Source organism: Janthinobacterium sp. GMG1 (assembly GCF_034427795.1).
Lineage (GTDB): Bacteria > Pseudomonadota > Gammaproteobacteria > Burkholderiales > Burkholderiaceae_D > Janthinobacterium.
Genome location: NZ_JAXQNT010000001.1, coordinates 516,283 through 537,235, shown reverse-complemented (window position 1 = coordinate 537,235; position 20,953 = coordinate 516,283). Strand labels below are relative to the sequence as shown.

Sequence of the window (20,953 nt, the reverse complement as noted above, 5' to 3'; positions counted from 1 at the left end):
ATGGATTACGTCATCGGTGTCGATATCGGCACGCAAAGCACCAAGGCCCTGCTCGTCACCAGCGGCGGCACCCTCGTGGCCCAGCATGCGCACGGCTACCATGTCGACACGCCCCGGCCCCTGTGGGCCGAGCAATGGCCGGCCGTGTGGTACGACGCCGTGGTGGCGTGCGTGCGGCAAGTGCTGCATGCCAGCGGCGTGCCGGCCGCGAGCGTCAAGGCCCTCTGCGTGAGCAGCCTGTATGGCGGTTCCGGCATTCCCGTCGATGCCGCCATGCAGCCGCTGCACCCGTGCCTGATCTGGATGGATCGGCGCGCCACCGACGAGGTGGAATGGGTCAATCAGCACGTCGACCTGGAACGCCTGTACGCGACGACCGGCAACGGCGTCGACAGCTATTACGGCTATACCAAGATGCTGTGGCTCAAGCGCCACCGTCCCGAAGTGTGGGACCGCACGCGCTACTTCCTGCCGCCGAACAGCTACATCAACTATCTGCTGACGGGGGAAGTGGCCGTCGACCATAGTTCGGCCGGCAATATCGGCGGCGTGTACGACCTGGCCGCGCGCAGCTGGTCGGCCCCTATGCTGGAGGAACTCGGCATCCCCGCGCGCATGATGCCGGAGCGCCTGGTCGACTCGTCCGACGTGGTGGGCACGCTGCTGCCGCTGGCGGCCCAGCAGTTGGGCTTGCTGGAAGGCACGCCCGTCATCGCCGGCGGCGTCGATGCGGCCGTGGCCACCTTCGCCGCCGGCGCCAGCCGCGCGGGCCAGCATGTGGCGATGATCGGCACCAGCATGTGCTGGGGCTATATCCACCAGCAAGTCGATGCGCGCCACGGCCTGATCAGCATGCCGCACGTGTTCAACAGCCAGTCCGACCTGTATGTGTTTGGCGGCGCCATCACGGCCGGCGCGTCCGTCAGCTGGTTCCGCGACGAGTTTTGCCAGGCCGACGTGGAGGCGGCCAGACGGCTGGGCCATGCCGATGCGCACCAGTTGATGGAAGAGCAGGCGCAAGCGGTACCGCCCGGCGCGGAAGGCGTGCTGTTCCTGCCCTATCTGATGGGGGAGCGCAGCCCCATCTGGGATGCCAGGGCCAGCGGCGCCTTCCTGGGCCTGAGCCTGTACCACAGCCGCGCCCATCTGTACCGCGCCGTGCTCGAAGGCGTGAGCTTTGCCCTGAAACACAATATCGAGGCGGGCGCCAAAGGTACCGGCACGGTGACGCTCGACGACAAGCTGATCGTCGTCGGCGGCGCCGCGCACTCGCCCCTGTGGATGCAGATCATTGCCGACATCACGGGCTATCCCGTCTACACCATCGCGGAAAACGTCGAGGCGGCGCTGGGCGCAGCCTTGCTGGCGGCGCTCGGTACCGGCCTCGTCACCAAGGAAGCGGCCCAGCGGGGCTGGGTCACCCTGGTGCCGCGCAGCAAGCCACAAGCGGAGGCCAGCGAGATGTACCGCCGCACCTTTGCCCTGTACCGCGATGCCTATCCCGCCTTGCGGCCCCTGATGCACCGTATCAATAACGACAACCAGACCTGAGGAATACCATGCTATTCGATTTCCGCCACAAGAAATTCATCGTCACGGGTGCTTCCAGCGGCATCGGCCTCGTCACGGCGCGCATGCTCAGCGCGGCCGGCGCGCGCGTCATTGCCATCGGACAAAACGCCGAACGGCTGGCCGAACTGGCCGACGAAACCGGTTGCGAGCCGCTGCAGCTCGACATCAGCGACAGCGACGCCATGGCTGCTGCGCTGGCGCCGCTGCGCAACATCGATGGCCTCGTCAATTGCTCCGGCATCTCGCAGCTGGGCCCCAGCCTGGAAGTCGATGCGGCCAGCTTTGACCGCGTGATGGTGGTCAATGCGCGCAGCGCGGCCATGATGGCGCGCCATGTGGCGCAGGGCATGCTACGCGAAGGACACAAGGGCAGCATCGTGAACGTTTCGAGCCAGGCGGCGCTGGTAGCGCTCGAACATCATCTGGCGTATTGCGCTTCGAAGGCGGCCATGGATGCGATCACCCGCAGCCTGTGTCTGGAACTGGGGCCGCACGGCATCCGCGTCAACAGCGTCAATCCCACCGTGACCCTGACGCCGATGGCGGAACGGGACTGGAGCGACCCGGTAAAAAGCGCTCCCATGCTGGCGGCCATTCCGTTGCGCCGTTTCGCCACCCCGGAAGAGGTAGCTAGCCCCATTTTGTTCCTGCTCAGCGACGCCGCCGCCATGATCAGCGGCGTCAGCCTGCCGATCGATGGCGGCTATACCTGCCGCTAAATCACTTGCAATTAAGCAACTTGCGGCTCGGTGGCCGGCTGCAGCAGGGCCGCGACCAGCGCCGGCAGGCTGGCCATGTCGCTGAACACGACATGCGCGCCAGCCGCCTTCAGGCGCGCTTCCTGGCCGGCGGCAATATGCCCGCCGCCGATAAAGCCCAAGACCGTCATGCCCGCCGCCACGGCAGCCGTCACGCCCGTGACGCTGTCTTCCAGCACCAGGCACTGGCCCGGTGACACGCCGAAAGCGGCCGCCGCTGCCAGGTACAGGCCCGGATGCGGCTTGGCATGGCCCACCAGGTCCGGCGTGAATACACGCTGATCGAACAACGGCGCCATGCTAGTCCGCTCGAGCGCCGACAGCACGCGCGCGCTGACGCTGTTCGAGGCCACGGCCTTGGGCAGGGGAATGGCGGCCAGCGCTTGCGCCACGCCGGGCACGGCGCGCAATTGCGCGTCGCAAGCCGCATCGACCGCGTTGCCGATGGCCATGATGTCATCGGCCGGCAATTGCGGCAAGCCCAGCTCCTTGTAGATATCCTGCATCAGCGGCACCAGGCGCTGACCCAGGCGCGGCTCGATCAAACCTTGCAGGGTGATGCCCTCAGGCAGGTTCTGCAGGCGCGGCCCCAGCAATTCCAGCAGCGCTTGCAGGGCCACGGCTTCGCTGTCGATCAGCACGCCATCGCAGTCGCTGATCAGGTGGGTGAAGCGCGGTGGGGTAGTGGCGGTATCAGGCATGGACTCTCCAGAAGGCAACAGTGACGGGAAATGCGGCGGCCAGCCAGCCAAGGCTGGCATCGCAACGATCATAGGTGGAACAGGCGGACGCTACCACGCAGAAAACGTCTGAATGACGATACTTTTCTGCCACAGGCAGCCAGCGGGGGAAAGAATCGGGCGCCAGGCAGGCGGCGACGAACAAATACCAATTCAATACCACGCAATACCAGTGATTATCGCTGATTTTTGAAATTGCTGCGTTCGTCTTGAAACCGGGACGCGGAAGCGCCCCGGCGATGCTGCGCTGCGGCTTATTTCAGCCAGCCACGGTGGCGGAAATACAGGAAGGGCGCGATGGCGCTGGTGATCATCAAGCCCCAGGCCCATGGATAGCCGAACGACCATTCCAGTTCCGGCATCAACTTGAAGTTCATGCCGTACACGCTGGCGATCAGGGTCGGCGGCAGGAAGGCCACGCTGGCCACCGAGAAGATCTTGATGATCTTGTTCTGGTTGATGTTAATGAAACCGACGGTGGCATCCATCAGGAAGTTAATCTTATCAAACAGGAAAGACGTATGGCCGTCCAGCGATTCGATGTCGCGCAAAATCTGCCGCGCTTCCTCGAACTGCTCCGAATTCAATAAGCGGCCGCGCATCAGGAAACTCACGGCGCGGCGCGTATCCATCATGTTGCGACGGATACGGCCATTCAAATCTTCCTCGTGGGCAATGGCATTCAGTGCTTCGGCCGCGTGCGCATCGGTAAATTCCTTTTGCAATACGCGCGTGCTGACTTCTTCCAGGTTCTGGTAGATGCCTTCGAGCACGTCAGCCGAATATTCGGCATCGGTGGCGTACAGGTCGAGCAGCACGTCCATGTAGTCGGCAATCGAACCTGGCCGCGAGCGGGCGCGCATGCGCACCAGGCGGAACACGGGCAGGTCGTCCGTATGCATGGAAAACAAAATCTTGCGGGCAAGAATGAAGGCTACCGTAATGACGCGCGAGGGACCGTCGTCCTCTTCACGCAGGAAGTCCGTGCGCAGGTGCAAGTCGCCGTTTTCCGCTTCGTAATAGCGGGCAGACGCTTCAATATCCTTGACTTCGTCTTCGCCCGGCAGGGTGACGTTGTAGATGGCCTTGACCCAGGCCCGTTCATCATCGGTGGGGTCGGTCAGGTCGACCCACACCGGTTCGGCATTTTCGAGGTCTGCGCGGCTGTCGATCGGCACCTGGTTGAGCCGGCCATTCTGTAATACAAAGACATTGATCATGCGCGCTCTCAGCCGGATGTGGGGTTATCGTAATGTGCTGGCGCTGGCGCCAAAAATGAAAACAGCGCAAGTGTACCCGCAAAGGCCTTTTCACGACCACCCCCGGCACCGCTTTTTCACGGAAAAAGTGCGGCGTTGCACCAACCGGGGCCGATTAAGATGCTGCACCGCAATAGTGCTAATCAAGCAGCTTTGATTTTATGCAAAGAAAGCCCGCTGCCCTCAAGGCAGCTCCGCCGCCCCCATGCGGCGCAGGATGACACTGGTACGCCGGTTCAGGTAGCCCGTATCACGGTGACGGTCATAAAAGCGGGGATTCGGCAGCATCACGGCCAGTTTCGCCGCCTGTCCGGCGCTCAGGCCCGCTGCGCTGACCCGGTAATAGTGCCGCCCCGCCGCTTCGGCGCCAAAGATGCCCGTGCCAAACTCCACCACGTTCAGATAAATCTCGAAAATGCGCTGCTTTTCCATCAGGTTTTCCAGCATGTACGTGATGATCAGTTCCTGGCCCTTGCGCACATAGCTGCGCGAACCGGACAGGAACAGATTCTTCGCCAGCTGCTGCGTGATGGTGGAGCCGCCCGCCACGACCTTCTGCTTCTTGCTGTTTTTTTCATATGCCTTTTGCAAGGCTTCCCAGTCCACGCCTTCGTGCTCGGAAAAATTCGCGTCTTCCGAGGCGATGATGGCCCGTTTCAGATTGTTCGAGATGCGGTTGTACGGCACCCACGTCTGCTTGATGGTGGCGTTGGGATTCTTGTCCTGCAAGACAGACAACTGTTCGCGCATGAACGCCGTGCTGGACGGGTTATGATCGACCCACCACCAGATTTGCAGGAAGAAATACAGTTGCACGACGATAAAGGCCAGCACGGGCACGATGAACAGCCACTTGATCCAGCCGTAGCGGCTGGCGCCCTTGCGCGCGCCCTTCTTGCCGCCGCTCACAGGGCACCGCGCAATTGCGCCAGCAAATCCTGCGTCTGCGGCCGCACGCCGCGCCACACGTAAAACGCTTCGGCCGCCTGCTCCACCAGCATGCCCAGGCCGTCGCGCACCTGCGCGCCATGCTGCGCGGCAAAGTCCATGAAGACGGTGGGCTGGGCGCCATACATCATGTCCAGCGCCAGCGTGTGATCGCCGAAGATACCCGGCGGCACGGGCGGCAAATCGCCCGCCAGGCTGGCCGAGGTGGCATTGATGACGATATCAAAAACGCCCTCGGGCTGCGTGTAGCCGCCGGCGCGCAGCTGAGCAGCGTGACTCGCCGCATCCGCAAACTGCGCCACCAGCGCCTCGGCCGTGGCCACGGTACGGTTGGCAATGAAGATTTCCTGCGGTCCCTGTTCCAGCAAGGGCAGCACGACACCGCGCGCCGCGCCGCCCGCGCCCAGCAGCAGGACGCGCTTGCCGGCGACGCTCACGCCCGCGTTGCGCACGATGTCCGCCACCAGGCCCGCGCCATCGGTATTGTCGCCAAGAATGGTGTCGCCATCGAAACGCAGGGTATTGACGGCGCCGGCGGCCCTAGCCCGCGGCGTCAGCTCGGTGGCCAGCGCGCACGCATCGAGTTTGAAGGGCACCGTCACGTTCGCGCCCTTGCCGCCCTCGGCGGCAAACGTACGGGCCGCCAGGGCAAAGCCGTCCAGCGGGGCCAGCCGGCGATCATAGACCATGGCCTGGCCTGTCTGCAGGGCAAAGGCGGCGTGGATCAGGGGGGACTTGCTGTGGGCGATGGGATTGCCGAAGACACAATATTGATCAGGATTCATTTCTTGCTTGTTCAATTGCTGCCGCCAGTCAGGTTAGCTTCCATTTTTTCTTCGCGCGTAAATTTGAAGCGGGTGATGACGACCCACAGGTCATCCTTGTCACTCGACAACATGTTCGGTGGGAAACGGCCAAACGGCGCCGCGCGGCGCACGATGGCCAGGGCCGCCGCATCCAGTGCCGGATTGCCCGAGCTTTTCTCCACGCGGGCGCCGCCCTCTTTCTGGTAAATCGTGCCGTCCTGGAAGATGGGGATGTAGACGACCAGCTCGCCATACATCTTGCGGCCATTCTTTTGCGGGAAATTCAGGGTGCCGATTTCCTCGATGCGCTTTTGCAGGGTCTTGTAATACATGGCGTAGCCGACTTCCTGCGTGCTGGGCGTAATGAAAGTCTTGCGCGGACGTTTATTTTGGTCTTCCACGGTCTGGCTGATCTCGGCCGCCATACGCGCGATGGCCTTGCTGCTTTCCATCAAGTCTGAGCCGCTGGCCAGGGGATTGGGCTTGTCTTTTTCAGTGACGGGCGCGGCGCTGTAAGGCGTCGGCTTGGCCGCCTGCGTCAGCAATTCCTGCTGTCTTTGTTCCAGTTCGGCAATGCGCCGGGCGCTGGCCTTGACGCTGTCGCCCTCTTCCACCTTGCGCATGTCGGGCAAGGGCGACTTGGCGCGGCCCTTGTCGGCCTGTCCACCACCGTCGAGGTTAGCTTGCGCCAGGGCCTCGGCCTTCAGCGGCTTGTTGGCATGCTTGGCATTGACCAGTATCACTTCCAGGCCGGGATCCGTGGCGACGGCCCGCTGCGGGGCCGGGGCGACAAAATGCATCGCCAGCAAGGCGCCGTGCGCCAGCAGCGATACCGCCACGGCTATCATCAGAAAACGATTCTCTCGGAAAGACTTCACGCGCAACCCAGTTCGCAACAAGCACACCATACAAGATGGCTGAATTCTACGTCAAAGGGCGGTGCCGGCAACAGTTTTCAGCACCTCCTTGATGGCGTGACGACGGCCTTACTTGACCTCGGGTTCGCTGACCACGTCTTCGCTGGCCAGCTCCGCCACTTCCGCCTCGGCGTCGCCGACCTGGTTTGCCGCTTCCGGCGCCATGTCACCCTCTTCCGCGCCTTCGTCGCCCGACTCTTCCTCATAGTCCAGCTCGGCATCGGCCGCAGCGTCCGGCACGGCGGCGATTTCCAGCAGGCGCGCTTCAATGCTCAGGTCAACTTCATCCCAGCGCAGCAAGTCCAGTTTCACCTGGGCGCCGCGCGCCACCGATGGCATGCCCGGCAGCTTGATGACCAGCGGAATGTCGACCAGGCGCAAAATCTCGTCTTTCAGCACGACGGCATCGACCTGGCGCGCGTTTTCCTGGTGCAGCCAGCGCAAGCACCAGTAGCGTTCCATGTTCGACTGGAAATCGCCATACGCGGCATATGCAGCATCGAAGGCCGAGACGATGGCGAACAAATTCGCGTCGCGCGGCTTGAACGGGGCCACCAGCGGCGCCGTCACGCCATGCTCGGCGCAGGCGATGATTTGCCACTGATTGACCAGATCGGTATAGCGGCGCAAGGGCGAGGTGCTCCACGCGTATTGATCCACGCCCAGGCCCTGGTGCGGCGCCGCATGGGTAACCATGCGCACCTGCATCTTTGCCGCCCAGCTATTGCCACTGCCGCCGCCCTGGCTGCGGTAAATGCCCGGCACGCCATGGTCGTGCAGCATCTTGCCCCACGTGCTGTTTGCAAAAATCATCAGTTCGGCGACGATCTTGTCGAGCGGAGCGCCACGCTTGCGGCGCGCCACGGTGACGATGTCATTTTCCACATAGAAATTGAAATCGACACGGTTATTCTGTTCCGGCTTCAGGCCAAACGCTTCGCGTTTCTTCATGCGGCCCTGTTCCAGCTGCTGCGCCCATTGCCACAGCACGGCAAAATCGGCCTTGTGAGGATACTCGCCTTCACCGCTGGCCAGGGTTTCCTCGTTGACCAGGTCGTCGAGCTGGTTATGGCGCAAATTGCTGGCGATCGGCACCAGCTCGGCGCGCGTCTGCGTGCTGACCACCGCCCAGTCCGCTTTCGGGTCGAGGGTCGCGTACAGCGACAGGGCCGGGCACGTCGTGCCTTCCGCGAGCGTGAAAGCATTCACGATTTCGTCCGGCAGCATGGTGATCTTGTCGCCCGGCATGTAGACGGTCGACATGCGCTGGCGCGCCATCTTGTCGATCACGTCTTCCGGACGGATGCCCAGGCCCGGCGCGGCGATGTGGATGCCCACTTTCACGGTGCCATCGGGCAAGGGCTGCACGGAGAAGGCATCGTCGATCTCGGTGGTGGTCACGTCGTCGATCGAGAAGGCGGCCACGTCGGCCAGCGGCAGCTTGGCCGTCACGGCGGGCACGGGCACGTTCGGGAAACCGGCGCCTTTCGGGAAATTCTCGAAGAGGAATTTCGACAAGTGCAAGTCTTTCGGTGAAGCAATACCGCCGACAGCCAGCATCAAACGCGGCGGCGTCGTGTGCAATTCCGTGCACGCCGCTTCCAGCGCCTTGTATTCGATCGTGTTCTTGTCGGGCTTGAACAGCAGTTGCAGCACCATGGGCTGCATCGAGGCGGGCAAGCGGTTCTGTTTCAGCTCTTCCACATAGGCGGCTTGCACCAGCGCCTGCTGCTTTTTCTTTTCAATGCCGGCCAATGCCGCCTTCAGCGACGCTTCCGGCGCCGCCTTGTAGCGGCCACGGCCCTTCTTGTAGAAATACACGGGTGCCGAATGCAGGGCCAGGATCAGGCCGGCCGCTTCCGGTGGCAACGGGGCGTGGCCGAAATATTCGGCGCCCAGCTCGGCAAAGCCGAACTCGTCTTCGCCCGCCACTTCCCACAGGAAATCGAGATCGATCTCGGCAGCAACCGCCTTGGCTTGCTCCAGCAGCTCGGCCGGGGCCGGCTTTTCATACTGCAGCAGCACATCCTTGACCTTGACTTTGGTGCGCTTGCCGCTGGCCATTTCGACCTGGTACGCTTCACCCGCTTGCGACAGGACCGTGCCGACCTTGAAATCGCCGGATTCTTCAAAAAATAGATTCATTGTTATGCTTTGTTTATTAATGTGTCGGTTGCAACAGTGCGAGTGACGGACGTCAACTCCAGCACCGCCGGCAAAAATACTTCGGTTACCAGCAGCAATCCCTGGTGACGCTGATACAGGCAGCGGCGGGCAAAAAACAGCGCCTGCTCGTCGGCGCGCCGCCCCTCCCCTGCCAGCGCCGCCTGCGCCCGCTGCACCAGCGGGTGCCCGGCACGCAAGCGGGCAAATTCCAGTTCCCCGCGCCGTACCATGCGGTCGCCAAACAAGGTCGTGCCCAGCGAACGCTCGCCCAGCGCGGAAAACAAGGGCCAGTCCGTGGCCGTCGCCTGCATGGGCACGACGGTATGGCCAAACACGGCCGGTTTGTTATCGCAGCGCAACAGCACTTCGCGTTCCCACACCCGGCCTGCGCGGTGCAAACCGATGATGGCAGACTCATCGCTCAAACAGCGCGATGTTTCCTGATGCAAACATTGCACGCGAAACGCGCTGCTATGCGCTTTCAGCTTGGCCGTCAGCGAGCCGCCACCCGTGAGCCAGTGACGCAAGGCCGGCGGCGCATTGACGGCATTCACGTGCGCATGCCATTGCGCCTGCCGCAGCGAACCCGGCCTCACTTGGCCGCGTCCGCATCGATGCCGCAAAAGGCCAGCACGGGCGCCAGGTAGTCGGCAAATTCGCTGATGCCATGGTCGCTGCCATCGATGACCAACTGCCGCGCCCCCTGATAATGCGCCACCATGTCGCGGTAGTCGAGCACTTCATCGCCCGTGGCGGCAATCAGGAAATAGCGTTGCGGCTCAGTAATTTTCTCTACGGAAAACGCGCGCAGCTCATCGATGTATTCACGCTTGAACTCGAATGGCTTGTCCGAATGGAACTCGGTCGTCACGCCCACATGCTGTTCCAGGTCGATCAAGGGCACGATGGCGGGGTTGAGCAATACGGCGCGGCAACCGAGCTGCTCGGCCAGCCAGGTGGCGTAATAGCCGCCCAGCGAGGAGCCGATAATCGTCAGCTCGGTCGGCGCCACATCCTTGACCAATGACAAGGCCAACTCAATGGCCAGCTTGGGCGAGGCCGGCAATTGCGGGCACAGCCACTGTGCTTCGCGGCCCAGCGCCTGCATCTGCGCGGCCAGCAAGCGCGACTTCATCGACAGGGGCGACGAGCGAAATCCATGCAGGTACAGAATCATCGGCCCAGCGCCTCCAGCAACTTCTGGTGCACGCCGCCAAAGCCGCCGTTGCTCATGACCACGATCTGGTCGCCGGGACGGGCGCTTGCCGCCACGGCCGCCACCAGGGTATCGATGTCTTCATAAGCGCTGGCAATCTTGCCCAGCGGCGCCAGCGCGTCGCCCAGGCTCCAGCCCAGCGCGGCATGGCTGCCGAAACCGAAGACCAGGTCCGCATCCTTGAGGCTGCCCGGCAACGCATCTTTCATGGCGCCCAGCTTCATGGTGTTTGAACGCGGTTCCAGCACGGCCAGGATGCGGCCGGTGTTACCTATCTTCTGGCGCAGGCCGCCCACGGTGGTGGCAATGGCCGTCGGGTGATGCGCGAAATCGTCGTACACGGTCATGCCGTTGACCACGCCACGCACTTCCATGCGGCGCTTGACGCTCTCGAACGTGGCCAGCGAAGCGCACGCCTGGCCAATCGGCACCCCCACGTGACGCGCGGCGGCGATGGCTGCCAGCGCATTGCTGCGGTTGTGCTTGCCCGTCAGGGCCCACGCCACATGGCCTTCCTGCTTGCCATTGAAGAACACGTCGAAGCTGCCATCGGCCTGCTCTTGCAGTTGCCAATTAGCATCTTGACCAAAACTTTCTTTTTCGCTCCAGCAACCGCGCGCCAGCACGCGCTGCAATGACGCTTCGTCGCCGTTGAACACGAGGCGGCCAATGCCGGGCACCGTGCGCACCAGGTGATGGAATTGCGTCTCGATCGCGTGCAGATCGGGGAAGATGTCGGCGTGATCATATTCCAGGTTATTCATGATGGCCGTCTTCGCGTGGTAATGCACGAACTTGCTGCGCTTGTCGAAGAAGGCCGTGTCGTACTCATCGGCTTCGATGACGAAGAAGTCCGACTCGGCGCTCTTGCCGTCAATCTTGCCGCTGAGGCGGGCGGAAATGCCAAAGTTCATCGGCACGCCACCGATCAGGAAGCCCGGCGCGTAGCCCGCGTCTTCGAGGATCCAGGCCAGCATGGCCGATGTTGTCGTCTTGCCATGCGTGCCAGCCACGGCCAGTACCCACTTGTTGCGCAAGATGTGTTCGCCGATCCACTGCGGGCCGGATACATACGGCAGGCTGCGGTTGAGGATTTCTTCCACCAGCGGGTTGCCGCGCGAGACCACATTGCCAATCACATACAAATCCGGGTTCAGTTTGGTTTGTTCCGGATCAAAGCCCTGGATCAGTTCGATTCCCTGCGATTCCAGCTGGGTGCTCATCGGCGGATATACGTTGGCATCGCAACCGGTGACTTTATGGCCGGCTTCCTTGGCCAGGACAGCCAGGCCGCCCATGAAGGTACCGCAAATGCCGAGAATATGAATATGCATGTGATCAGTGCGAAAGGTGCACGCTTAAGTAAGTAAGACGGTGAGATAAAAAACAGCAAGTGCAGGATTTTACCTGACGCCATGACTTTTTCCGCTTCGGAGTATCATCTCGCTCATGACAAACGATGCATTTGACGATAGCGCGCAGTTGCGCCTGGAAATCGCTGCCGCTGCCGCGCGCCTCGTGGCGCAGGATGGCGCCGACTATGGCAGCGCCAAGCGCAAGGCGGCGCGGCAAGTCCTCGGCGACGCACCGAACCGGCCCACGAATCGGCCCAATATACTGCCTGACAACGAGATGATCGAAGAACAGGTGCGGCAATACAATGCCCTGTTCCTGGCCGACAGCCAGCCGGCGCGATTGTTCCAGCTGCGCACGATTGCGCTGCAGGTGATGGAAGCCTTGCAACAATTTCATCCCCTGCTCAGCGGCCCCGTGCTGAACGGCACGGCCGGCCCCCATGACGAGATCTATTTGCAACTGTTTGCCGAGAGCGCCAAGGAAATCCACATCTTCCTGCTGAATAAAAATGTCGTGCTCGACATGTCGGAAAGCCCGCATTTCAAGGGAGCGCGTTATGATGCGGTCGAGACAGCCAGTTTCTTGTGGAAAAACGAAGGCGTGCACGTGGCCATGTATGAGCTCGACGATATGCGCGGCGCGCTGAAAGCCAAGGCGGACGGCAAGGTGCTGCGCACCGATATCGCCGGGCTGCGCAGCCTGCTGGCCGCCAGCCTCGCCGATGGCGTGCCGGCTGCCGACTAACATTGATATAGATAAAGTTATGACAAAAAAGAATTGGATCGCCTGCGCCATCGTGGCGCTGATGTTTGGCGGCATGGGTGCTTACGTCGGTTTGAGCAAGGAAAAAGCGAAGGAAGCGGGACCGCAGACGACTGCCATCGCGCCAGGCGCGACGGGTCCCGTCAACGAGCTGTATGCGCTGTCCCTGCCGGACGCGGCCGGTGCCACGCAGGCGTTGTCGCAATGGAAAGGCAAGAATGTGCTGGTCAATTTCTGGGCACCATGGTGCCCTCCTTGCGTGGAAGAAATGCCGGAGTTATCCGAAGTGCAAGCTCACTACGGGTCGAAAAACCTGCAGGTGATCGGCATCGGTATCGATTCGGCCAGCAATATTGCCACTTTTGCCAGCAAGGTCAAGATCGCCTATCCCGTGTATGTGTCCGGCATGAGCGGTACCGACCTGTCGCGTCATTTTGGCAATGCCACGGGCGGTTTGCCCTTTACGGTGCTGATCGGCGCCGATGGCGAAGTCAAAAAGACCTATCTGGGCCGCTTGAAATTTGATCAGTTGCGCGCCGATCTGGATAAATTGTAAATTCGGAGCGTGCTTTTTTCTCTTGCCAATGCGTATCTTTGGCGGCAAAATGCGGAACTTTCGCTAAAACGGTCTTCCATACATGGCAAAAAACCTCCTTCTGCTCAACGGTCCCAACCTGAATTTGCTGGGAACGCGCGAGCCTGAGGTCTACGGCGCCAGCACCTTGGCCGATATCGAGCAGGCAGCAATGGCGCAAGCCATGGCGGCCGGTGCCGACCTGGTTTGCTTTCAAAGCAACCATGAAGGCGCGCTGATCGACCGCATCCATGCCGCGCGAGCGGAAGGGATCGATGCCATTGTCATCAATCCGGGCGGCCTGACCCATACCAGCGTTGCCTTGCGCGATGCGCTGGCCGGGGTCGCCATCCCGTTCGTGGAAGTCCATATCTCGAATATTTATCAACGCGAAACGTTTCGACATCACTCATTTCTCAGCGCGATCGCGCAGGGGACGATCTGCGGCCTGGGTATCGATGGATATCGGTTTGCCATCGACTTTGCGCTTAAAAAACGTTAATCTACGCGATCTGCACGCATTTAGCGCGGCGATAGGTTCTGGACATCACCGCATCACTCATAAAACAAACTACATTCCTAGGGGTTTTACATGGATCTACGAAAACTCAAGACCTTGATCGACCTGGTCGCCGAATCGGATATCGCAGAGCTGGAAGTTACCGAAGGCGAAAGCAAGGTTCGCATCGTCAAATCGTCGGCCATGCCGCAAAACCAGATGGTCATGATGCAGCCGCAAGGCATGCAAGCCCAATACCAGCCAGCCGCGCCAGCCGCCGCCCCCGCTGCGGCAGCTGCCGTCGTGGTCGCCGCCGAGCCAACGGGCTATGTGGTCAAGTCGCCGATGGTCGGTACCTTCTACCGCTCCTCCGCTCCTGGCACCGCCGCCTATGTTGAAGTGGGCTCGACTGTCAAGGAAGGTGATACCCTGTGCATCATCGAAGCGATGAAGCTCCTGAATGAAATCGACTCCGATAAAGCCGGTGTCGTGACCCAGATTCTGGTCGAAAACGGCCAACCGGTCGAATTCGGTCAACCCTTGTTTGTGATCGGCTAAAACCCAGTCCACACGGCCGGCAACGGCCGTTTGCAGTTTTAGCCCCTCACACTTGTTGTTTCGCCGGCTCGCCGGCTCTCACAGACATACGCGAACCTACCATGTTTGAAAAAATCCTGATTGCCAACCGTGGTGAAATTGCCCTCCGTATTCAGCGCGCCTGCCGCGAAATGGGCATTAAAACGGTTGTAGTCCACTCCGAAGCCGACAAGGACGCAAAATACGTCAAGCTGGCCGACGAATCCGTTTGTATTGGCCCGGCACAGTCGTCCCTGAGCTACCTGAACATGCCCGCCATCATCAGCGCCGCTGAAGTGACGGATGCGCAAGCGATTCACCCAGGCTATGGCTTCCTGTCGGAAAATGCCGACTTTGCCGAACGCGTCGAGAAATCGGGCTTCGTCTTCATCGGCCCCCGCTCCGAATCGATCCGTTTGATGGGCGACAAAGTGTCGGCCAAGCAAACCATGATCAAGGCTGGCGTACCGTGCGTACCCGGCTCGGAAGGCGCGTTGCCGGACGATCCGAAAGCGATCGTGCAAATTGCCCGCAAGATCGGCTACCCGGTCATCATCAAGGCCGCCGGTGGCGGTGGCGGACGCGGCATGCGCGTGGTGCACACGGAAGCGGCCCTGATCAACGCCGTGGCGATGACCAAGACGGAAGCCGGCACGGCTTTCGGCAACCCTGAAGTGTATATGGAGAAGTACCTGGAAAATCCGCGCCACGTGGAAATCCAGATCCTCGCCGACGAACACAAGAACGCCGTCTGGCTTGGCGAGCGCGACTGCTCCATGCAGCGCCGCCACCAGAAAGTGATCGAAGAAGCACCAGCGCCGGGCATCCCGCGCAAACTGATCGAGAAAATTGGCGACCGTTGCGCCGAAGCTTGCCGCAAGATCGGCTATCGCGGCGCCGGCACGTTTGAATTCCTGTACGAAAACGGTGAGTTCTATTTCATTGAAATGAATACCCGCGTGCAAGTGGAACATCCCGTCACCGAGATGATCACCGGCATCGACATCGTGCAAGAGCAGATCCGCATCGCCGCCGGCGAAAAACTGCGTTTCCGCCAGCGCGACGTCTTGCTGTCGGGCCACGCCATCGAGTGCCGCATCAACGCCGAAGATCCATTCAAGTTCACGCCATCGCCAGGCAAGATCGTGTCGTGGCATGCACCAGGCGGCCCTGGCATCCGCGTCGATTCGCACGCTTACGCCGGCTACTACGTGCCGCCGCACTACGACTCGATGATCGGCAAAGTGATCGCTTACGGCGCCACGCGCGAGCAAGCGATCCGCCGCATGCAGATCGCCCTGTCCGAAATGGTGGTCGAAGGCATCAACACGAATATCGCCCTGCACCGCGAACTGATGATCGACGCGCGCTTCATCGAAGGCGGCACCAACATTCACTATCTGGAACAGAAACTGGCCGACATGCCGGACCTGGGCAAGAACCTGAATGGCGGCAGCCCCAGCATCGCCAAGAAATCCGAAATCAAGGCGGGCGCATGAGCTGGACGGAAATCGTCATCGAAATCGCCCGTGACAACGCCGAGGCCATGTCCGACGCGTTGATGGAAGCGGGCGCCCTGTCGGTGTCGGTGGAAGACGCCGATGAAGGCACGGATGCCGAACAGCCCCTGTTTGGCGAGCCCGGCATGGAACCGAAGGAAGCGGCATGGGAACGCAGCCGCGTGGTGGCGCTGACGGACGTCGACGCCGACCAGGCCGCCATCGTGGCCGCCGCCGCCCAAGCGGTCGGCATGGCGGAAGTTCCCGCCTTTACCATGCGCCCCGTGGAAGAGCAGGACTGGGTGCGCCTGACCCAGTCGCAATTCGCGCCGATTCACATCGGCAAGAATATCTGGGTCGTACCCAGCTGGCACGAGGCACCGGATCCTGACGGCCTGATCCTGGAGCTGGACCCAGGCCTGGCCTTCGGTACGGGCAGCCACCCGACCACGCGTTTGTGCATGGAATGGCTGGAAGCCAACCCCGCTCCAGGCAAGACCGTGCTCGACTACGGTTGCGGCTCCGGCATCCTGGCCATGGTGGCCAAGAAACTCGGTGCGCAAACGGTGGCCGGCGTCGACATCGACCCGCAGGCGATCGAATCGGCGCGCGACAATGCCGAACGCAACCAGTGCGACATCGAATATTTCTTGCCAGACACGTTTGCCACCTCGGCACACGCCACGGCCAAGTTTGACATCGTCGTCGCCAACATCCTGTCGAGCCCATTGAAGCTGATGGCGCCGATGCTGTCGGGCCGTGTCGCCGACGGCGGCGCCCTGATCCTGTCCGGCGTGCTGGCACGCCAGGCGGAAGAAGTGGCCGCTGCCTATGCACCATTCATCCAGCTGGGTGTGTGGGCCGAGCAAGACGGCTGGGTGGCCCTGCATGGCCGCCTGGGCACCACGCAAGCGCCTGCGCCCCGCGCGGAAGGTGCATAAGCACAGCAATGGCCCTCGCCACCAAATGCCCCCATTGCAACACGATATTTCGGGTCGCTGCTGACCAGTTGAAGTTACGTGGGGGCATCGTGCGCTGTGGCACGTGCAGGGAAGTGTTTGACGGCAATGCCGCGCTGGTCGATCCAGCCGCGGCATCGCCGTTTTTAACCTCCGCCCCCGGCATTGCCGCCCCGCTGCCGACCGATTACCCGCTTGACGCCAGCCTGCCGTCCGCCACGGACGACGAACCCATTTATTCCCTCGACTTCGACACCTCGTTCGACCCGTTCGGCATCCTGCCGGAAACGGCACAGCTCAAGGACGATGAAGACTATGGCGAGCACATCGAGCTGGACCTCGACGTGGCCCTGCCCGAAGAGGTACCGGCCGCCGCACCGCTCGACATACCGCTCGACATACCTGAACCTGAAGCAACACCGGTAGAAGCACCGGCAGCACTGCCCGAACCACCGTTACCCCGGCCGATGGCGCCCTTCAAGCGCCGCCAGGTCGATGAGGCGCCCGCCTTCGCCACGTATTTGCGCGACAGCCGCCGCGAACCGAATCTGGAAGCTGGCGCCGCACCGGTGCTGCCTGCGGCCGAAAAGATCAGTCTGGACAAGCCCGTGCCCGCGCGCCAGGAACCCACGCTGGCCGACCATTCCTTCACGCCGTTGCCCGCCGCTCCCGTTGCGCCGGAGGCGGCAGAGCAGCAGCAAGACCCCGTCCAGCCGCCAGCCGACGACGAACCGGCCTTTGTGACCCTGGGCCGGCGCCGCGAACAGAGCGGCAAGGCCTTGCGCGTCGCCATGGCCCTCGGCTCGACAGCACTGCTTTTGCTGCTATTCCTGCAAGTAATGACCACCTTCCGCAATCCGCTGGCGGCGCAATTTCCGCAGTGGAAGCCAACCCTGGTCGCGCTGTGCAAGCTCAGTGGCTGCCAGGTCGACTTGCCGGCACAGATCGAGGCGCTGGCCATCGAGCAAGGCGAGTTGCAGACCTTGAAGGATCAAACCTTCTCGTACGTCTCGCTGCTGCGCAACCAGGGCCGCAGCGTGCAAGCCTGGCCCAGCATCGAACTGATACTCAACGACGCCAACGACAAGCCGGTCTTGCGCCGCGTGATCGCGCCGCGCGACTACCTGCCGGCCACGATCGACGTGAGTGCGGGGTTTGCGCCGCGCTCGGAACAAACCATCAAACTGTATTTTGCATTAGACCAGCTCACGGCGTCTGGCTACCATATCGCCATCTTTTACCCTTAACAGACACTATCATGACCAAAACATCGCTGATCTGCGGCTCGCTTGCCACCGACACCATCATGCAATTCCCTGGCCGCTTCGGCGAATCCCTGCTGGCCGACCAGTTGCACAAGGTGAACGTCTCCTTCCTCGTGCCCACCATGCGCACGGAGTTCGGCGGCTGCTCGGGCAACATCGCCTACAGCCTGAAAATGCTGGGCGGCGACCCGCGCATCGTCGGCGTCATGGGGCAAGATAGCGCCGCCTACCTGGAGCGCCTGCAAAAGCTGGGCATTTCCACCGCCAACATCCTGATCAAGGCCGACAGCTACAACGCGCAGTGCTTCGTCACGGCCGACGCGGACAATAACCAGATCAATGCCTTCCACCCGGGCGCCATGGCGTTTGCGCATGAAAACCCGATCGCCAATGCGGGTCCGGCCAAGGTCGCCATCATTTCGCCCGATGGCGACCAGGGCATGCTCAAGCACGCCGCCGACCTGGCCGAGCTGGGCATCCCCTTCATGTTCGATCCGGGCCAGCAGTTGCCACGTTTCAATGGCGAACAGTTGATCGACTTCATCAACAAAGCCACGTATGTGTCGGCCAACGATTATGAGATGGAAATGTTGATGGAACGCACGGGCTTGACCCTGCCGGACATCGCCAGCCGCCTGGAAGCGCTGATCGTCACGCGCGGCGAAAAAGGATCGGAAATCTATACGGACGGCAAGCGCATCGACATTCCTGTCGTGACCGCCAAGGAAGTGCTGGACCCGACCGGTTGCGGCGACGCCTACCGTGCCGGCTTGCTGTTCGGCATCACCAACGACCTGGGCTGGGAAACCAGCGGCCGCCTGGCCAGCCTGCTGGGCGCCATCAAGATCGCCACCCAGGGCGCGCAAAACCATGTGTTTACGCCAGAGAGCATCGCCGACCAGTTTGAAGCGGCGTTTGGTTACCGCTATTAATATGTAACCCGGTCGGCTTGCGCCCAAGCGCCAAGCCGACCTTCTCGCTTTACCTCAGTACAATAATCATCCCCACCAGCACTTGCGCAATCTGCAGCAAGATCAAAGCCACCAGCAAAGACAGGTCCAGGCTGCCGACCAGCGGCACGACCTTGCGTATCGGACGCAGCAGCGGCTCGTTCAGGGCCCGTACAAACGGCGCCAGCGGCGCATGCGGGTTGACCCAGCTGAAGATGGCTTCGATGATCAGCAAGGCCATAAAACCGTAGAGTATCCATTGCAGGAAGCGTTGCAGCGACTTGAGCAGCACCACTTCGACGGGATGGCCGGCAATAAACAGCACCGAGCTGGCCAGCAGCACGATCAGGAAGGCGCCGATCAGGCTGGCCCAGTCATACCCGCCCACGCCCGGCACCACGCGTCGCAGGGGGCGCACCAGCCAGTCGGACAATTGAAACGTGAATTGCGCCACCGACGAGGGCGGTCGCACGCGCACCGCCTGCATCCAGAAGCGCAGCAGCAACACGCCGCCCAGCAAGGTAGCGATGGTATCAACGATCAATGTAAGGATAACGATCAGCACGACTAATTCTCCAAAAAAAAACCGCTGTGTGATTGAGTCACACAGCGGCGTGTTGCCTCATCCAGGCACCCGTATCGCAGGAATTACGATGGGCGGGTGCTGGTTGGGAATGGCCAGGCTGCAGCCGGTGCCAACACGGTTTTTGCTACAGGTGCGATAGGCGCCGACGGCTTGGCGACAGGAGCTGCCTTCTTCGGTGCGGCCTTTTTAGGCGCGGCCTTCTTGGCGGCTGACTTGGCTGCCACGACGGCTGGTGCCGCTGGAGCTGCTGCCGGCGCTGCTGCTGGTGCGGCTGCCACAACTGGCGCTGCGGCTGGCTTGGCGGCAGGTTTCGCTGCTGCTTTCGCTGCCGGCTTCGCTGCTACCTTGGTAGCTGGCTTGGCTGCAACTTTTGCTGCCGGCTTCGCTGCTACTTTGGCCGCTGGCTTGGCTGCAGGTTTTGCTGCAGGTTTTGCTGCAACCTTGGCGGCAGGTTTCGCTGCTGGCTTCGCTGCTACCTTGGCCGCTGGCTTGGCTGCCGCTTTTGCTGCCGGCTTCGCTGCTACCTTGACCGCTGGCTTGGCTGCCGCTTTTGCTGCCGGCTTCGCTGCTGCCTTGGCCGCTGGCTTGGCTGCCGCTTTTGCTGCTGGCTTCGCTGCTACCTTGGCGGCAGGCTTCGCTGCAGCCTTAGTTGCTGGCTTGGCTGCTGCCTTGGCGGCCGGCTTTGCTGCTGCCTTGGCGACGACTTTTTTCGCTGCTGGCTTGGCTGCCGCTTTGGCGGCCGGTTTCGCTGCTGCCTTGGCTGCAGGTTTCGCTGCGGCTTTTTTCACTGCTGGCTTGGCTGCCGCTTTGGCTGCTGGCTTCGCTGCTGCTTTTGCTGCTGGCTTGGCTGCTGCTTTTGCTGCTGGCTTCGCTGCTGCCTTGGCGACGACTTTTTTCGCTGCTGGCTTGGCTGCTGCCTTCGTTGCAGGTTTCGCTGCCGCTTTTTTCACTGCTGGCTTGGCTGCTGCCTTGGCCGCTGGTTTTGCTGCGGCTTTTGCTGCTGGCTTCGCTGCTGCCTTGGCGACGACTTTTTTCGCTGCTGGCTTGGCTGCTGCCTTGGCTGCAGGTTTCGCTGCCGCTTTTTTCACTGCCGGCTTGGCTGCCGGTTTTGCTGCTGCCTTGGCCGCTGGTTTCGCTGCGGCTTTCGCTACTGGCTTGGCAGCCACTTTTGCTGCAGGCTTGACTGCGGCTTTGGCGGCTGGTTTTGCGGCTGGTTTCGCTGCTGGTTTCGCTGCAACTTTGGCAGCTGGTTTAGCGGCAACCGTCTTCGCTGCGGCTGCCGGCTTCTTCGCGGCAGGAGCAGCCTTGGCGGCTGGTTTCTTTACTTCTGATTTCTTAGCGGCTGTTGCCATTTGTCTCTCCTTCATCTGAGATGAGAAATTTAAGCTACAAGATTTAAACCCGTCCGACCCACCACAGGGATAGGCCAGGCGAATTATTCATCGGCACAAACGGTCGTTTGCGCTAATGAATTCGGCACCAGCTGAACTGCTGCAACTCCTCACGTTTGCAGCACTTCAGCCATCGTCGGTGCCACCCTGCTTT

21 protein-coding genes are annotated in these 20,953 nt (G+C 61.6%); 11 read left to right on the top strand and 10 right to left on the bottom strand.

Going from position 1 to position 20,953, the window contains the following annotated elements:
* Window positions 1-1,551 carry an FGGY-family carbohydrate kinase gene (locus SJI03_RS02470; protein WP_322426141.1) on the top strand — a complete coding sequence of 517 codons (1,551 nt, stop codon included), beginning with the start codon at window positions 1-3 and terminating at the stop codon, window positions 1,549-1,551.
* Window positions 1,552-1,559: 8 nt separating this feature from the next.
* Entirely contained in the window at window positions 1,560-2,291 is a 732-nt protein-coding gene (locus SJI03_RS02465; RefSeq protein WP_322426140.1) for an SDR family oxidoreductase, read from the top strand.
* A gap of 11 nt (window positions 2,292-2,302) precedes the next feature.
* Here SJI03_RS02465 and SJI03_RS02460 read toward each other — a convergent pair whose 3' ends face one another.
* The 9 genes from SJI03_RS02460 to mpl form a co-directional block, all read right to left on the bottom strand.
* Entirely contained in the window at window positions 2,303-3,031 is a 729-nt protein-coding gene (locus SJI03_RS02460) for an HAD family hydrolase (RefSeq protein WP_099376545.1), read from the bottom strand.
* 293 nt (window positions 3,032-3,324) lie between these two features.
* Window positions 3,325-4,290 carry a magnesium/cobalt transporter CorA gene (gene corA, locus SJI03_RS02455; protein ID WP_034746658.1) on the bottom strand — a complete coding sequence of 322 codons (966 nt, stop codon included), beginning with the start codon at window positions 4,288-4,290 and terminating at the stop codon, window positions 3,325-3,327.
* Window positions 4,291-4,512: 222 nt separating this feature from the next.
* On the bottom strand, window positions 4,513-5,238 hold the full coding sequence (gene mtgA, locus SJI03_RS02450; protein WP_099376544.1) for a monofunctional biosynthetic peptidoglycan transglycosylase: 726 nt from the start codon (window positions 5,236-5,238) through the stop codon (window positions 4,513-4,515).
* A complete protein-coding gene (gene aroE / locus SJI03_RS02445) occupies window positions 5,235-6,062 on the bottom strand; it encodes a shikimate dehydrogenase (protein ID WP_322426139.1) in 828 nt (275 codons plus the stop codon). The genes mtgA and aroE overlap by 4 nt, the downstream gene beginning before the upstream one ends.
* A gap of 11 nt (window positions 6,063-6,073) precedes the next feature.
* Window positions 6,074-6,931, bottom strand: a complete 858-nt coding sequence (locus tag SJI03_RS02440; protein WP_322426138.1) for a TonB family protein — start codon at window positions 6,929-6,931, stop codon at window positions 6,074-6,076.
* A gap of 138 nt (window positions 6,932-7,069) precedes the next feature.
* Window positions 7,070-9,145 carry a ribonuclease catalytic domain-containing protein gene (locus SJI03_RS02435; RefSeq protein WP_099376542.1) on the bottom strand — a complete coding sequence of 692 codons (2,076 nt, stop codon included), beginning with the start codon at window positions 9,143-9,145 and terminating at the stop codon, window positions 7,070-7,072.
* Between the two features lie 2 nt (window positions 9,146-9,147).
* Window positions 9,148-9,762 carry a chorismate--pyruvate lyase family protein gene (locus SJI03_RS02430; protein WP_322426137.1) on the bottom strand — a complete coding sequence of 205 codons (615 nt, stop codon included), beginning with the start codon at window positions 9,760-9,762 and terminating at the stop codon, window positions 9,148-9,150.
* Window positions 9,759-10,343 (bottom strand): YqiA/YcfP family alpha/beta fold hydrolase, encoded by a 585-nt coding sequence (locus SJI03_RS02425; RefSeq protein WP_099376540.1) that lies wholly within the window; start codon window positions 10,341-10,343, stop codon window positions 9,759-9,761. The genes SJI03_RS02430 and SJI03_RS02425 overlap by 4 nt, the downstream gene beginning before the upstream one ends.
* The gene (gene mpl, locus SJI03_RS02420) at window positions 10,340-11,716 is read right to left on the bottom strand and encodes a UDP-N-acetylmuramate:L-alanyl-gamma-D-glutamyl-meso-diaminopimelate ligase (protein WP_322426136.1); all 1,377 of its coding nucleotides are present in this window, start codon (window positions 11,714-11,716) and stop codon (window positions 10,340-10,342) included. Before mpl ends, SJI03_RS02425 begins: the two co-directional genes overlap by 4 nt.
* A gap of 115 nt (window positions 11,717-11,831) precedes the next feature.
* Here mpl and SJI03_RS02415 point away from each other — a divergent pair, with 115 nt between their 5' ends.
* From SJI03_RS02415 to SJI03_RS02380, 8 genes are all read left to right on the top strand, one after another.
* Entirely contained in the window at window positions 11,832-12,482 is a 651-nt protein-coding gene (locus SJI03_RS02415; RefSeq protein WP_322426135.1) for a hypothetical protein, read from the top strand.
* Between the two features lie 19 nt (window positions 12,483-12,501).
* Window positions 12,502-13,056, top strand: a complete 555-nt coding sequence (locus SJI03_RS02410) for a TlpA disulfide reductase family protein (protein ID WP_322426134.1) — start codon at window positions 12,502-12,504, stop codon at window positions 13,054-13,056.
* A gap of 82 nt (window positions 13,057-13,138) precedes the next feature.
* On the top strand, window positions 13,139-13,576 hold the full coding sequence (aroQ, locus tag SJI03_RS02405; protein WP_034746628.1) for a type II 3-dehydroquinate dehydratase: 438 nt from the start codon (window positions 13,139-13,141) through the stop codon (window positions 13,574-13,576).
* Between the two features lie 90 nt (window positions 13,577-13,666).
* Window positions 13,667-14,131 (top strand): acetyl-CoA carboxylase biotin carboxyl carrier protein, encoded by a 465-nt coding sequence (accB, locus tag SJI03_RS02400; protein ID WP_035822119.1) that lies wholly within the window; start codon window positions 13,667-13,669, stop codon window positions 14,129-14,131.
* A gap of 101 nt (window positions 14,132-14,232) precedes the next feature.
* A complete protein-coding gene (accC, locus tag SJI03_RS02395) occupies window positions 14,233-15,648 on the top strand; it encodes an acetyl-CoA carboxylase biotin carboxylase subunit (protein WP_034746622.1) in 1,416 nt (471 codons plus the stop codon).
* Window positions 15,645-16,589, top strand: a complete 945-nt coding sequence (gene prmA, locus SJI03_RS02390; RefSeq protein ID WP_099376536.1) for a 50S ribosomal protein L11 methyltransferase — start codon at window positions 15,645-15,647, stop codon at window positions 16,587-16,589. The genes accC and prmA overlap by 4 nt, the downstream gene beginning before the upstream one ends.
* Before the next feature lie 8 nt (window positions 16,590-16,597).
* On the top strand, window positions 16,598-17,854 hold the full coding sequence (locus SJI03_RS02385; protein WP_322426133.1) for a DUF3426 domain-containing protein: 1,257 nt from the start codon (window positions 16,598-16,600) through the stop codon (window positions 17,852-17,854).
* Between the two features lie 11 nt (window positions 17,855-17,865).
* The gene (locus SJI03_RS02380; RefSeq protein ID WP_322426132.1) at window positions 17,866-18,804 is read left to right on the top strand and encodes a carbohydrate kinase family protein; all 939 of its coding nucleotides are present in this window, start codon (window positions 17,866-17,868) and stop codon (window positions 18,802-18,804) included.
* A gap of 49 nt (window positions 18,805-18,853) precedes the next feature.
* Here SJI03_RS02380 and SJI03_RS02375 read toward each other — a convergent pair whose 3' ends face one another.
* The gene (locus tag SJI03_RS02375; protein ID WP_233515999.1) at window positions 18,854-19,387 is read right to left on the bottom strand and encodes a YggT family protein; all 534 of its coding nucleotides are present in this window, start codon (window positions 19,385-19,387) and stop codon (window positions 18,854-18,856) included.
* 318 nt (window positions 19,388-19,705) lie between these two features.
* On the opposite strand from SJI03_RS02375, the gene SJI03_RS02370 reads away from it, so the two are divergent.
* Window positions 19,706-20,779, top strand: a complete 1,074-nt coding sequence (locus SJI03_RS02370; RefSeq protein ID WP_322426131.1) for a hypothetical protein — start codon at window positions 19,706-19,708, stop codon at window positions 20,777-20,779.
* Window positions 20,780-20,953 lie beyond the last annotated feature (174 nt).

What these genes read in the sequence shown, in the direction of transcription:
- SJI03_RS02470 (WP_322426141.1), top strand. Translation starts at nt 1, where the DNA reads ATGGATTACGTCATCGGTGTCGATATCGGCACGCAAAGCACCAAGGCC.
- SJI03_RS02465 (WP_322426140.1), top strand. Translation starts at nt 1,560, where the DNA reads ATGCTATTCGATTTCCGCCACAAGAAATTCATCGTCACGGGTGCTTCC.
- SJI03_RS02460 (WP_099376545.1), bottom strand. Translation starts at nt 3,031, where the DNA reads ATGCCTGATACCGCCACTACCCCACCGCGCTTCACCCACCTGATCAGC.
- corA (WP_034746658.1), bottom strand. Translation starts at nt 4,290, where the DNA reads ATGATCAATGTCTTTGTATTACAGAATGGCCGGCTCAACCAGGTGCCG.
- aroE (WP_322426139.1), bottom strand. Translation starts at nt 6,062, where the DNA reads ATGAATCCTGATCAATATTGTGTCTTCGGCAATCCCATCGCCCACAGC.
- SJI03_RS02440 (WP_322426138.1), bottom strand. Translation starts at nt 6,931, where the DNA reads ATGATAGCCGTGGCGGTATCGCTGCTGGCGCACGGCGCCTTGCTGGCG.
- SJI03_RS02435 (WP_099376542.1), bottom strand. Translation starts at nt 9,145, where the DNA reads ATGAATCTATTTTTTGAAGAATCCGGCGATTTCAAGGTCGGCACGGTC.
- SJI03_RS02425 (WP_099376540.1), bottom strand. Translation starts at nt 10,343, where the DNA reads ATGATTCTGTACCTGCATGGATTTCGCTCGTCGCCCCTGTCGATGAAG.
- mpl (WP_322426136.1), bottom strand. Translation starts at nt 11,716, where the DNA reads ATGCATATTCATATTCTCGGCATTTGCGGTACCTTCATGGGCGGCCTG.
- SJI03_RS02415 (WP_322426135.1), top strand. Translation starts at nt 11,832, where the DNA reads ATGACAAACGATGCATTTGACGATAGCGCGCAGTTGCGCCTGGAAATC.
- SJI03_RS02410 (WP_322426134.1), top strand. Translation starts at nt 12,502, where the DNA reads ATGACAAAAAAGAATTGGATCGCCTGCGCCATCGTGGCGCTGATGTTT.
- aroQ (WP_034746628.1), top strand. Translation starts at nt 13,139, where the DNA reads ATGGCAAAAAACCTCCTTCTGCTCAACGGTCCCAACCTGAATTTGCTG.
- accB (WP_035822119.1), top strand. Translation starts at nt 13,667, where the DNA reads ATGGATCTACGAAAACTCAAGACCTTGATCGACCTGGTCGCCGAATCG.
- accC (WP_034746622.1), top strand. Translation starts at nt 14,233, where the DNA reads ATGTTTGAAAAAATCCTGATTGCCAACCGTGGTGAAATTGCCCTCCGT.
- prmA (WP_099376536.1), top strand. Translation starts at nt 15,645, where the DNA reads ATGAGCTGGACGGAAATCGTCATCGAAATCGCCCGTGACAACGCCGAG.
- SJI03_RS02385 (WP_322426133.1), top strand. Translation starts at nt 16,598, where the DNA reads ATGGCCCTCGCCACCAAATGCCCCCATTGCAACACGATATTTCGGGTC.
- SJI03_RS02380 (WP_322426132.1), top strand. Translation starts at nt 17,866, where the DNA reads ATGACCAAAACATCGCTGATCTGCGGCTCGCTTGCCACCGACACCATC.